Source organism: Stenotrophomonas sp. HMWF003, assembly GCF_003061285.1.
Taxonomy (GTDB): domain Bacteria; phylum Pseudomonadota; class Gammaproteobacteria; order Xanthomonadales; family Xanthomonadaceae; genus Stenotrophomonas; species Stenotrophomonas maltophilia_AP.
Map to the genome: position 1 here is coordinate 1 of NZ_QAIW01000429.1, position 11,259 is coordinate 11,259.

The following is an 11,259-nucleotide window of genomic DNA, read 5'->3' on the forward strand; positions in this document are numbered from 1 at the left end:
CTCCGCATCGCCACTGGACGTCCCTGCCAGCGCGATCCTGCCGGGAACAGCAACTGAAAAGGCACTTCTCCGTGCAGCGACCAAGGAAGCGTACAAGCGCGTAGGCCTGCTGCTGGACGCTTACTTCGAGGATTTCAGCCCAGCGCAGCAGCGCAGGATCCGCGAAGCGATTGGCGCGAGCGCTCGCCCGAAGGCGCCTAAACAGGCCAAGGCCCCTAAGGTTCCCAAGGTCCCCAAGGCTCAAAAGGAAGCCCTGGCACCCCGATTCTGGCTGCCCTTCAGTGGTGAGACGTGGTCTGGACGTGGACGCCCACCCGCAGCGTTCCTCGCCTGGGAAGGAACCGTCGCCCATACCGAATGGAAGAAGCACCACCCCGGCGAGCGATTCCCCGCCTACCCGGCCTGAGTACGGCGGCAAGATCGCAGGCATTCTCCAGCGCCGGCACCTTCGTCCCGCCCCCCCCCTTCAAGCAGGAGCTGGACATGACCCCGCTCGACAAAGCGATCCGTAGAGAACTGCAGGTCGGCGACGATACGTACACTCTGACGATCGACCCGAGCGGGCTCAAGCTCGTGCTGAAGGGGCGGAGAAAGGGAGTGGAACTGCAGTGGACCGAGTTGGTCAACGGCGACGCCGCGTTGGCTGCAGCGCTCCAGGCATCCATTGCGGCCAAGTGAATCCAGGCTGGCGATCAGATGGCGCGATTCTCTATCCTTAGCAGGGAGGTGCCATCCGTGAGTTATCGGAGACCGCAAAAGCGACTGACTGGAGCAATTCGCAGAGCCTCGAGAGCAGGTCCATGAAATCAGAACAGGCCGCCTCAGACCAGGCTTGGCCGTATCTGAGAGCAAGGTGGATGGAGGTCACTGGATCTCCAGCCTGAGCAGACTCGAGCGCGTAGCGCTCACCATCCAAAAATGCACCGTGGGCGCTTCCAGGGAACACCTGCTCCAGAAATGTGATCACGGCCTCAGGGGATCCAATATCCAGCACATCCTCAACCGCAGACAGATCGTTTTCACTCAGATCTGTAGGCTTCAAAATAATGATGTCAAAGCTCATTGCTGCGGGCTTCCATCTTGCAATCCAGCTGGTCGGCGGTGCCTTTTTATATACCCGGCCCTCACGCCTCGCGCAATGCAACATTTTTCATATCGTGATCCGCCGGCAGTCGAGCACGCCATGAAGGCCGACAGGAACACGCTGGACCAAAGACCAACGACTGGTCTCGGACCGACTCAAGTGGTGAGGGAGGCGCATACACCAGTCGCCTCGGCACGCTTTCCGCATCACAACCAAAGGCGCACCAAAAAACTTCGCTGAACGTCGAGGCTGGGGGCTAGTGGTGATGGAGGAGGCGGCTTCTCCGATGTGGTCCGATACCAACGGGCCAGGTCCGAACGCGCCATGGACCTTGGCTTTCGGCTTCAAGAACGCGACAAGAGCCTCGATGGCGGCCTTTTTAGTGTCGTCCCGAGGTTCCAGCCCAGGCTATGGGCTCCTGCGTTCGCGCCGGAAAAGCGTCCACCCGAAATTCATTCCTGCCACGGCCGCCAAGATCGCAACGGCGCCGACGACCTGTACCGCGCCCAGCAGATGGCCGTACGCCCAGGCATCGACAATGATGGCGACGATCGGATAGACGAACGAGAGAACACCCACCAGCGCGGTCGGTATCTTCTGGATCGCACCATAGAGCAGTGTGGACATCAGGCCGGTGTGGACGAAACCGATCGCCATCAATAGTCCCCAGGCATGCGGCGAAGGCGCACCATCGGGCCAGGTCGCGAACGGCACCAGCAGCACGCTGCCCACCATCATCTGGATGACGACAATCACGTGCGGTGGCACCTCCTTGAGACGCTTGGTTATGGCCGCAGCGATGGAATAGAAGAACGCAGCCGCCAGCGCCAAGCCGATGCCGGACAGGTAGCCCGGCGCGTGCGAGCCCACCTGCTGGCCACCGATGACGATGAGCACAACCCCGCCAAAGGCCACACTCAGCCACCCGACCTTGTTCGCCGTCGGCATTTCGCCGAAGAACAGCGCACCAATGGCGACCAGCATGAAGGGCTGGGTGTGATAGGTCACGGTAGCCACCGCGATGGACGCATGCGCGTAGGCGGAAAACAGCAGGATCCAGTTGACGATCAACGCGACGCCGCCTACCGCTGCCAGTCCAGCCTGCCTTCGATTCAATACGCCCCGGCGTAACAGACCCAAGCCGGCACAGACCAACAGCATGGCGCCCGCTCCGAAAGCGCAGCGCCAGAACACGACGGAAGCAGGCGGCATCCGGGTTTCGAGCACGAACCAGCCAACCGTGCCGGAGATGACCATCGCTGTGGTCATCTCCAGGATTCCCCGAGTCCGGATGTTCATTGGCAGATCCTTTAGGAAGGCAGGTCGTTCGACATGTCAAACGTTTGGACGATATGATGTCCATAACGACGACTTTCGTCAAACCGAACAATCGTTTCCGATAGAGAACAAAATGCCCTCTTCTTCCCCAGTTGCCCCGCCCTCGCCCATCGGCCTGCTGTCCGCGTCGCTCAGACGGGAGCGTGAGCGCATGGGCCTGTCCATTTCCGAGTTGGCCAAGCGAGCTGGCATCGCCAAATCCACCTTGTCGCAGCTTGAGGCGGGTGTCGGAAACCCGAGCTTGGAGACGCTCTGGACCTTGGCGATGGCCCTGGACGTCCAGGTGACGCGGTTGATTGCCCAACCAAAAACCCGCGTCCAGGTCATCCGCGCCAATGAAGGTGCCACGGTGGCGTCGGAGCAGGCCCACTACGCGGCCACCCTGCTGGCAGTCTGTCCAATAGGTGTGCAGCGTGATCTCTATCGGCTCGCGGTCGAGCCTGGCGCGCCTCGCCTGTCTGAACCGCATCCGCCCGGCACGATTGAACACGTCGTGCTGTGTCGCGGGCGAGCCCAGCTGGGGCCGACCGACCACCCCGTCGAACTGTCCGCAGGCGACTACGCGAGCTATTCAGCGGACCAGCCCCACACGTTCGAAGCGCTCGAAGCCGGAACCACCGCCATTATGTTGATCGAGCATACGTAGGGCGCGGCGCGGGTCTTACTTTTTTCCCACGCCTGCTGCATCGCGATCGAGACGGACGGGAGAGCCACTCCAACTTCAGTAAGTAGAGACCGCCCCGTCGAGATCGACCCGGTCATGGATTGCGGGGAGCCAGGCCCGCGGGAGCGAGGCGCTTCACGGGGTGCAAGCGGTTCAAGGGCGAATATGACCGGCAGCGTGCCTACATGCGTCGACCCATGGGATCAACCAGAACGTGCTTCAGAACCTGCTTCATTTCGCGCCCCTGATAACCGCCGCCATGACCTGCGTGACGGCGCTGATCTGGGTCGTCTACCTGAGTTTTTTCCTGCGCAGCTACCGCCGGCAGCAGCGACCGTCCATCCTGATCACGTCGGGCGCGGGCAAGGACCTGGATGCGCACTGTTTCGTGACCAACCTGGGGCTGGAACCGGTCTACCTGCTCGATGTGGTTATCGATCTGATCGACCCTGCCGGCAAGGTCGTGCGCGCGGTCATTCCCGAACGCACAGAGAGATGGAGCCACGCTGCTCCCGGGGACGATGATGATGTGCGCCGTGCGACCAACGTGGGGGCGCTCAGTAGTGGCGGCGAACGTGACCTGGGGCGATTCCGGACCCTGATCGAGCGCGCCAGCACGGAGAACCCGGACATCGCCGCCGAGACCGCCTTCACCAGCCTGGAAGTGACCGTGGTGACGGTCACCGCGAGCCAGGCAGAGCTATGTGGGGCTTCGCGCTGCTACGGCATTGAGCATCGCGCAGATGGCCACGCTCGACTGAAGGCAAGAACCATCAAAGCGCGACAGCTGCAGGGTTACTTTGCGCGACGCAACTTGACCCGCTTGTTGACCGCTCAGCTGGAATCCAAGGCTGCAGGCTGACGGCTATCGGCCACTGGCAAACCCCTGCTGTGACCAGGTCGCAAGGCGGCGAGGGGCATTGGAGGAGTCTGGCGGAGAGAGTGGGATTCGAACCCACGGAAGGTTTGACCCTTCGCCGGTTTTCAAGACCGGTGCCTTAAACCGCTCGGCCATCTCTCCGTATCGGTAGCGCACTCCGCGCCCCGCGTGCCCGGGTCATTGCAACCCGGGCATCCGGTCGGGGCAGCGCCCCTTCCGGCATGGCTCCCCGGCACTGGCCGGGGGTCGCATTCTCGCATTTCAGGTGAGGTTTGCCCACCCGACCCCACCGCACCCGCCATCCAGACGCGCCTCGTTCACATTGGCTGAACCAGGACCGATGGCCGCCCCGGCAGTAAGTTCCGTGTAAGTCCAGCCAGCCAAAGCTCAGCGCGCCCTCCCAAGACGCCCTCCGCATGCTCAAGTCTGTGCTCGCCCTTTCGCTGCTTGCCCCCACCACTGTCCTGGCCCAAGGCGTTTCCAGCAGCGCCGACCTGCTCGCCGATGCCAAGGATGACCGCTGGTCAGTGGGCGTGGCCGTCGCCGTCCGCGACAGCCCCTACGTGGGCGAAGGCACCCGTGTCCGCCCGCTTCCACTGGTCACCTACGACGGCGACCGCTTTTTCTGGCGGGGCATTTCCGGCGGCGTCCACCTGGTGCAGAGCGAGGCCTTCTCGCTGGACGCGGTGCTGGCCGGCCGGTTCGATGGGTTCGACATCCGCGATCTGTCCCGGGCCGGCCTCGCCCGCAATGGCCTGGACGCCACCATCCTGGAAGACCGGGACGACGCGCTGGATGCGGGCCTGGCCGCCAGCTGGCGCGGCAGCGCCGGCGAGCTCAAGGTAAGTGCCCTTGCCGACGTCACCAACGCCAGCGGCGGGTATGAGCTTGCCGTGGATTACGCCTACGCCCTGCAGTGGGGCCGCACCACCGTGGTGCCTGGCGCGGGGGTGCGTTGGATGTCCAGCGACCTGGTCAACTACTACTACGGCACCCTGGATGAAGAGGTCCGCCGGGGGGCGCCGCGCTACCAGCCGGGTTCGGCGGTGGTGCCACAGGTGAGCATCAGCTTCTCCCGCCCTGTGGGCGAGAAGTGGCGGGTGCTCGGTGGCGTGGACTACAGGTTCCTGCCCAGCGAACTGACCCACAGCCCGCTGCTTGAGCCAGACACGAACGGGTCGGCCGGGGTGCGCCTGGGAATCTCGCGGAGCTTCTGATCGTCCATACTTGACGCTGCGCACCCATGGCCCTGTCCTTGCCCATCCCGGCCGTTTCCAACCGCGTCGCCCTGGTGGAGGACCACCCTCGCCTGGCCATGTTGGTCGAGCGGGGGTTGGGTGCAGCCGGCATCGCCGTGGATACGTTTGCCACGCTTGAGGCGGCGTGGCACGGCCTGCTTCGCCTGCCCTACGCGTTGGCGATCGTGGACCGCGGCCTGCCCGATGGCGACGGCCTGACGCTGATCAAGCGGTTGCGCGCCGCCGACAACCAGCTGCCGTGCCTGATGCTCACTGCCAAGGATGCGCTGCACGATCGCGTGGCCGGTCTTGACGCGGGGGCCGACGACTACCTGCCCAAGCCGTTCGCCATCGAGGAACTCACCGCGCGCGTGCGTGCCCTGATGCGTCGTCCCGTGGAATACCGCGCGCCCCAGCTTGCCTACCATGGCCTGCAGGTTCTGCCGGAGCTGGGCTGCATGCGTCATCAGGTGGAACAGGTCAGCCTGGCACCGGCCGAGCTGCAGCTCATCATCCTGCTGGTGCGGTCCGCCGGCCAGATCGTGCGGCGATCCGCGCTGGAAGCGGCAGCCTGGGGCGTGTCAGAGGCGGTGACGCCCAATGCCCTGGACGTGGCATTGCATCGCCTACGGAAAAAACTGGGCGCGATCGACGCCCCGCTGACCATTCTCAACGTCCGTAACCTGGGCTTCTCGCTGCTCCGTTCCGATGTTGGGTAGCCTTACCGGCCGCCTGATGACCGGCACGATGCTGGCGGTGCTGGTCACGGCGCTGGTGGCCGGCCTGGTGATGCGGGAACTGACCTCGGCACGGCAACCAGACCGCCTGCTTCGCGCCGAAGTGCAGGAAGAGCTTGAGCACATCACCGAAGGCCTGCGCACCGATGCAGCCGGGAACCTGCAGGTGGTGCTGAAGCCACAGAACGCTACCTACGATGCGATGACCAAGGACTCGGCCTACCTCCTCACGGATACTGCCGGGCACACGGTACTGCAGAGTTCGCCCGGTCCCGCGCTGGATGTGCTCAAGGCGTTGCCATCCGGCGTGAACAGCATGACCGTCACAAGCAACGGCATTGCCACGCGGCTCTACGTCATGGAGGCGCCCGTGGACTGCCGGGGCCAGCACTACACTGCGCGGGTGGCGCGCAGCGAAAGACTCGTGGAAACGCTGAGCGAGTATGCCGGCAGGCTGTACCTTCGGGCGGCCGTGGTGACCCTGTTGCTGGCGCTGCTCACGTTCACCATCGCGGTGTACTGGACCATTCGACGCATGGTGCGCCCGCTCCGGCAGGTTTCGGCGGTGGCTGCGCAGGTAGGGCCGCGGAACCTGGGCACACGGCTCCGCACGGAAAACCTGCCCTCGGAAGTGATTCCGTTGATCGACGCCTTCAACGCCGCGCTGGTGCGCCTGGAGAACGGCTTCCGCGTGCAACAGGAGTTCCTGGCATCGGCGGCGCACGAACTGAAAACACCGCTGTCGCTGTTGACGGCCGAAATTGAACTGAGCAGCGCCACCAACAGGGAGGTGCTGCTGCAGGACGCCGGGCACATGGCGCGCCAGATTCATCAGCTGCTGCACCTTGCCGAAGTGAGCGAGGCGCACAACTACACCTTCGCGCCGGTTCGCCTTGCGCAGATCATCCAGGATGCGGCCGGGTACCTGGTTCGCGTGTCCGGGCAACGCTCGGTGAGCGTCGATGTGCACGACCAGGCCGGCGACGTGCTTCTGCCGGCAGATGCGTCGGCGCTGTTCGTGCTGGCCAAGAATCTGATTGAGAACGCCATCCACCACGCGCCCGTGGGCGGCCAGGTGCGCGTTGACGTGTTCCCCGCGGGCTTGAGCGTGCAGGACGATGGCCCCGGCGTGACACCGGCGCACCAGTCACTGCTGTTCAAGCGCTTCTGGCGCGCCAATCCCCGTGACAGCACCGGCGCGGGGCTGGGGTTGGCGATCTGCCTGGAGATCTGCACGTCGCATGGGTGGGGCCTTCGGTATGAAGACGCTCCAGGCGGTGGCGCGCGATTTGTCGTGGAGACGGGTACGGCGCCTGCTTCCCCGTCTAGCCTTGTGCCCTGATACGCAACGCGCTCGGCCGCCTACCCGCACCCACCGCACCAAAAGGCAGATTTGCAACAAATTGCGTGCCCAACGCGAGCCAGTTCGTGCATTGTCAGATGCCTGCCAAAAGACCATGCCCGAGCTGCCCAATGAACGTGCTGAAACTTGCCCGCCTTCGTCCGTTGATGTCGCTGGAGACCGTGGCCAGCGCTTTCGGAGAGCATTGGGTGCCGCCAGGAGAGGACGGACACCTGACCTGCACGCCAGACAGCGTCAGCGCACGCCTCGATGCTGAGGGGCGCCTTGGCTACATCACGTTCCTGCGTACTTTTCCGGGGCATGGGGTGATCGACGGATTACATATCGGCATGACGCTTGCCGATGCCCGCAATGTGCGCCCGACGCTGCAGCCTGCAGACAGGGACGACGATGAACTGGAAGGGTGGTCACGTCATTCCGACATCACGGACGACGGATTCCGCCTGAAGCTTGGTGTTCATGAGGAGGTAGTCAGGAGCATCGAGCTATCCCAGCCCCTGCCCGTCTATCGAGACCGGCAGCTTCCAGCCGCCGTTCCCTCCCTGACTCACGCGTTTGACCTGACGCTCGAGCCCCAACGTGAGCTGGCGATGCGCGCACGCGGCCCCGAATGGGCCGGTGGATGGGCGCTCGGCCTTCCTCCGGGCATCACACCTCAGCAGTGGCCATTGAGCCCTGTGTCCGGTCACCCCATGAGACATGCATTCACCCTGCACCTCCCGCCGGAGTACCGCACACAAGGGCAGCATCTGGCTTGCCTGAGCCTGTTTGTCGATGATCAGTTCGAGGAACTGGAAGCGAACGAAGAGGTAACGTCCTTTTTTGATGCTGCACTTTCCCCGGAGGCACCCGCCGACGAGGCGCTTCTTCCTTTCTGGCAACACCTTCAAGCCCGGCACCCTCGCCAACATGACATGGAAGACATTCTAGGCACGCGCTACACGGCCATCTGGCTGACGCAGAAGGAGTTCGACGCGCCGCTATGCCTGCCACCGATGCTTCCATCTGCACATCTGACCGGTGCGCCAGGCTGGATGACGCAGAGCTATGCAGAGTGTTTCCCTGACGTCTGGGCGTACACATGCGACGAACAGACATCGCAGCACGGTGCGGAGGTGGGATGCGTATCCGGCATCAGCATCGCCCGGCCCATTCGATCGTCGTTGCGCGAAAACGACCCAAATGTCGGCAAACCGGCTCGCGAGTGGGAGCACGAGTGCACGCTGAGTGGCTATGTTCCCGCATACAGCGACAAGGGCGTCGCGCTTGATCTAGGCCGTTGGCGCGCACCTGCACACCTGGGTGGCACCATGATTCCGAACCAGGGCTACCCTGACTTCGGGCCGCACTACCTGGAGTTCGAAGAGTATTTTGGCGGCTTCAATTTCGGTGGCGGGAATGCACAGATGGACCTGGAGAAAATGGAGCTGGATTGGGCCTGCGGGTGACAGGCTGCCGCTGACTCGATCAAAAAGGCCCCGTCACCCGGGGCCGTTTGCGTTCAATCCAGCCCTCCGCCAATGGCAGCGGCTCAGCCCGCATCCACCGCCAACGCACCCAGCGCACTGGCCCGGATCTTCTCCTTGGCCCGCTCGCACGCGCCACCGCAATCCAGGCGCGAGGCCTCCAGCTGCGGCGGCAGGTGTTCGGCCAGGAAGTCGATGAACACACGCACGGCAGGCAGCAGGCCGCGGCGCGAGGCGAAGACGGCGTGGCACACGCCCTGCGGCAGCGACCATTCCGGCAGCACCACTTCCAGCTCGCCGCTGCGCACGGCGTCGGCGCAGACGGTCTCGGGCAGCATGGTGATGCCGAAACCGTCCTTGACCATGCTCTGCAGCAGCGGGAAGTCGAACCCGGCCACGCGCGGCTGCAGGTCCACCCGACGCACGGCACCATCGGGGCCATGCAGTTCCCAGCGCTGGCGGGCTTCGTCTTCGCTGATGCTCAGGGTGACGTGGTTAGCCAGTTCGTCCGGGTCCTTGGGGCGCCCGGCGCGGTCGAGGTACTTCGGGCTGGCCACCAGCAGTTCCTGCACCTGGCCGAAGCTGCGCATGACCAGGCTGCCGTCATCGTCCAGCCGCGAACGCACGCGCAGGGCGACGTCGTAGCCTTCGTTGATGATGTCCACGCGGCGGTTGCTGATGTTCAGCTGCAGGCGCACCTTGGGGTACTGCGCCAGGAACTTGGGCAGCAGCTTGGGCAGCTGCATCTGCGCCAGCGAGACCGGCACGCTGGCGCGCACCAGGCCGCGGGGCTCGGCACTGAGCCGGTCCACCACTTCGCGCGCGGCCTGGGCCTCGGCGAGCATGGTCTGGGCGTGGCGGTGCACGCTGGTGCCCACGTCGGTGACGGCGAAGCGGCGCGTGGAGCGCTGCAGCAGGCGCACGCCGAGGTCGGTTTCCAGCTGGCTGATACGCCGGCTCAGGCGGGATTTGGGGATGCCCAGCGCGCGTTCGGCCGCGGCAAAACCGCCGTGGTCGACCACCATGGCGAAGTAGTAGAGATCGTTTAGGTCGTGCATACCGAAGTTCCAGATATAGAACAATACGTGGTATTCAACCACCTTTATCCCAGCCAAGCAACAACCTAACCTGTTCTCCGTCGGCGGCGCCTTGCCCGCCCCTTCCCAGATAACAGGTGATTGCCATGAAGCTTCTTCACATCGATGCCAGCGTCCTTGGCGACAACTCGGTTTCCCGCCAGCTCTCCGCCGCCGTGGTCCAGCAGTGGCGCGACCAGGTGCCGGACCTGGAAGTGACCTACCGCGACCTGGACGCTCAGCCCGTTGCGCACCTGCGCAGCAGCTCGTTGGCCCAGTCCGACGCGGCGGAAGTAGCCGACGCGGCGCTGGTGCTGGAGCAGTTCCTGGCCGCCGACGTGGTGGTTATCGGCTCCCCAATGTACAACTTCAGCGTGGCCTCCACCCTCAAGGCGTGGATCGACCGCCTGGCGGTGGCCGGCAAGACCTTCAAGTACACCGACACCGGCCCGGTGGGCCTGGCCGGCGGCAAGCGCGTGATCGTGGCCAGCAGCCGCGGCGGCCTGCACACCGGCGCCCCGACCGACTTCCAGGACCCGTACCTGCGCCAGGTGTTCGCGTTCTTCGGGATCGACGATGTCGAATTCGTGCGCGCCGAGGGCATCGCCTACTCGCCGCAGCACCGCACCGACGCCATCGCCCAGGCGCTGGCCGCGCTGCCGCAGCCGCGTGAGCTGGCTGCTGCCTAAGGTGTAACACCACGCCGTTCCTCCTCGTCGTGGCGGCGTGGCGCGCAGCACCGGTTTTCCCTCCCCCGCCGGTGTTGCGCCTGATGGCCCCTTTTTGGGGCCATCTTCTTTTTCAATGGCGCAACTGCGACGTTGGTGCTGGGCGGGGCGTGAGCGCTTTATTAGGCTGGTCGCCTACCAAGTTCAGGACGGACCCGCATGCGCTATCTGGTCGTTGCTCCGCACCGGAGTGAATTCCCCCACCCCATCACGCTGGCGCGTGGCCAGGCGCTGCAGGTGGGCGAGCGTTATGAAGGCGCGGAAGGCTGGGACGACTGGTACCTGTGCGAAGCCGCCGACCAGGCACCGGGCTGGGTGCCGGCGCAAGTGATCGGGCGGGATGCGCAGGGCGATGCGTTTGCGCAGGAAGACTACTGCGCACGCGAGCTGGACGTGGACCCGGATCAGGTGCTGCTGGGTGGGCGCGTGCTGAACGGCTGGGCGTGGTGCGCGCCGATGGGCGGCGGTATTGAAGGGTGGGTGCCGTTGCGGGTGTTGCAGGCCATCTAAGAGCCATCCCATGGGTGGCTGAACGTAATCCCCGGACCGGGCCGCGGCCACCCGCGCAGCCACCCATGGGGTGGCTCTACCCCCCGCCGCCGCCCCCGCCGAGGCGAGGCACACACAAAAAACCCGCCGTTCGGCGGGTTTTTCGTGGATCAGGCGATGGTGTCCAGACCGCCCA

General features: G+C 64.7%; 13 protein-coding genes and 1 tRNA gene. 10 read left to right on the plus strand and 4 right to left on the minus strand.

The genetic code is table 11. From position 1 onward, the window contains the following. The coding region (locus tag DBR34_RS18395) for an H-NS family nucleoid-associated regulatory protein (protein WP_308812565.1) at nt 1-406 on the plus strand (406 nt) is incomplete at its 5' end. A 77-nt stretch (nt 407-483) separates the two neighbouring features. Then, a complete protein-coding gene (locus DBR34_RS18400; RefSeq protein ID WP_128097850.1) occupies nt 484-678 on the plus strand; it encodes a hypothetical protein in 195 nt (64 codons plus the stop codon). 37 nt (nt 679-715) lie between these two features. On the opposite strand, the gene DBR34_RS18405 is transcribed toward DBR34_RS18400, so the two are convergent. Continuing rightward, the gene (locus tag DBR34_RS18405; protein WP_128097851.1) at nt 716-1,063 is read right to left on the minus strand and encodes a hypothetical protein; all 348 of its coding nucleotides are present in this window, start codon (nt 1,061-1,063) and stop codon (nt 716-718) included. 429 nt (nt 1,064-1,492) lie between these two features. Continuing rightward, entirely contained in the window at nt 1,493-2,383 is an 891-nt protein-coding gene (locus tag DBR34_RS18415; protein ID WP_128097852.1) for a DMT family transporter, read from the minus strand. A gap of 112 nt (nt 2,384-2,495) precedes the next feature. Here DBR34_RS18415 and DBR34_RS18420 point away from each other — a divergent pair, with 112 nt between their 5' ends. Both DBR34_RS18420 and DBR34_RS18425 read left to right on the plus strand, forming a co-directional pair. Beyond that, nucleotides 2,496-3,068 carry an XRE family transcriptional regulator gene (locus DBR34_RS18420; RefSeq protein ID WP_128097853.1) on the plus strand — a complete coding sequence of 191 codons (573 nt, stop codon included), beginning with the start codon at nt 2,496-2,498 and terminating at the stop codon, nt 3,066-3,068. Nucleotides 3,069-3,300: 232 nt separating this feature from the next. Then, nucleotides 3,301-3,948 (plus strand): hypothetical protein, encoded by a 648-nt coding sequence (locus tag DBR34_RS18425; protein ID WP_128097854.1) that lies wholly within the window; start codon nt 3,301-3,303, stop codon nt 3,946-3,948. A gap of 69 nt (nt 3,949-4,017) precedes the next feature. Here DBR34_RS18425 and DBR34_RS18430 read toward each other — a convergent pair. Further along, nucleotides 4,018-4,107 (minus strand) — tRNA-Ser (locus DBR34_RS18430). Nucleotides 4,108-4,382: 275 nt separating this feature from the next. Between DBR34_RS18430 and DBR34_RS18435 the strand changes: the two genes are divergently transcribed. From DBR34_RS18435 to DBR34_RS18450, 4 genes are all read left to right on the plus strand, one after another. Then, nucleotides 4,383-5,183, plus strand: coding sequence for a MipA/OmpV family protein (locus DBR34_RS18435; protein WP_128097855.1), 801 nt, complete (start codon nt 4,383-4,385; stop codon nt 5,181-5,183). Between the two features lie 26 nt (nt 5,184-5,209). Further along, complete coding sequence (locus DBR34_RS18440; protein ID WP_128097856.1) at nt 5,210-5,923, plus strand: response regulator transcription factor; 714 nt, start codon at nt 5,210-5,212, stop codon at nt 5,921-5,923. A 16-nt stretch (nt 5,924-5,939) separates the two neighbouring features. Next, complete coding sequence (locus DBR34_RS18445; protein ID WP_181394066.1) at nt 5,940-7,283, plus strand: HAMP domain-containing sensor histidine kinase; 1,344 nt, start codon at nt 5,940-5,942, stop codon at nt 7,281-7,283. 131 nt (nt 7,284-7,414) lie between these two features. Beyond that, complete coding sequence (locus DBR34_RS18450; RefSeq protein WP_128097858.1) at nt 7,415-8,752, plus strand: hypothetical protein; 1,338 nt, start codon at nt 7,415-7,417, stop codon at nt 8,750-8,752. Nucleotides 8,753-8,835: 83 nt separating this feature from the next. Here the strand turns inward: DBR34_RS18450 and DBR34_RS18455 are convergent, their stop codons facing one another. Next, nucleotides 8,836-9,828, minus strand: a complete 993-nt coding sequence (locus tag DBR34_RS18455; protein WP_128097859.1) for a LysR substrate-binding domain-containing protein — start codon at nt 9,826-9,828, stop codon at nt 8,836-8,838. 125 nt (nt 9,829-9,953) lie between these two features. Between DBR34_RS18455 and DBR34_RS18460 the strand changes: the two genes are divergently transcribed. Both DBR34_RS18460 and DBR34_RS18465 read left to right on the plus strand, forming a co-directional pair. Then, nucleotides 9,954-10,535, plus strand: a complete 582-nt coding sequence (locus tag DBR34_RS18460) for an NAD(P)H-dependent oxidoreductase (RefSeq protein WP_128097860.1) — start codon at nt 9,954-9,956, stop codon at nt 10,533-10,535. Between the two features lie 198 nt (nt 10,536-10,733). After that, on the plus strand, nt 10,734-11,084 hold the full coding sequence (locus DBR34_RS18465) for a ligand-binding protein SH3 (RefSeq protein ID WP_128097861.1): 351 nt from the start codon (nt 10,734-10,736) through the stop codon (nt 11,082-11,084). The last annotated feature ends 175 nt before the right edge of the window (nt 11,085-11,259 follow it).

Coding starts and splice junctions, on each gene's coding strand:
- DBR34_RS18400 (WP_128097850.1), top strand. CDS start 484: ATGACCCCGCTCGACAAAGCGATCCGTAGAGAACTGCAGGTCGGCGAC.
- DBR34_RS18405 (WP_128097851.1), bottom strand. CDS start 1,063: ATGAGCTTTGACATCATTATTTTGAAGCCTACAGATCTGAGTGAAAAC.
- DBR34_RS18415 (WP_128097852.1), bottom strand. CDS start 2,383: ATGAACATCCGGACTCGGGGAATCCTGGAGATGACCACAGCGATGGTC.
- DBR34_RS18420 (WP_128097853.1), top strand. CDS start 2,496: ATGCCCTCTTCTTCCCCAGTTGCCCCGCCCTCGCCCATCGGCCTGCTG.
- DBR34_RS18435 (WP_128097855.1), top strand. CDS start 4,383: ATGCTCAAGTCTGTGCTCGCCCTTTCGCTGCTTGCCCCCACCACTGTC.
- DBR34_RS18440 (WP_128097856.1), top strand. CDS start 5,210: ATGGCCCTGTCCTTGCCCATCCCGGCCGTTTCCAACCGCGTCGCCCTG.
- DBR34_RS18445 (WP_181394066.1), top strand. CDS start 5,940: ATGACCGGCACGATGCTGGCGGTGCTGGTCACGGCGCTGGTGGCCGGC.
- DBR34_RS18450 (WP_128097858.1), top strand. CDS start 7,415: ATGAACGTGCTGAAACTTGCCCGCCTTCGTCCGTTGATGTCGCTGGAG.
- DBR34_RS18455 (WP_128097859.1), bottom strand. CDS start 9,828: ATGCACGACCTAAACGATCTCTACTACTTCGCCATGGTGGTCGACCAC.
- DBR34_RS18460 (WP_128097860.1), top strand. CDS start 9,954: ATGAAGCTTCTTCACATCGATGCCAGCGTCCTTGGCGACAACTCGGTT.
- DBR34_RS18465 (WP_128097861.1), top strand. CDS start 10,734: ATGCGCTATCTGGTCGTTGCTCCGCACCGGAGTGAATTCCCCCACCCC.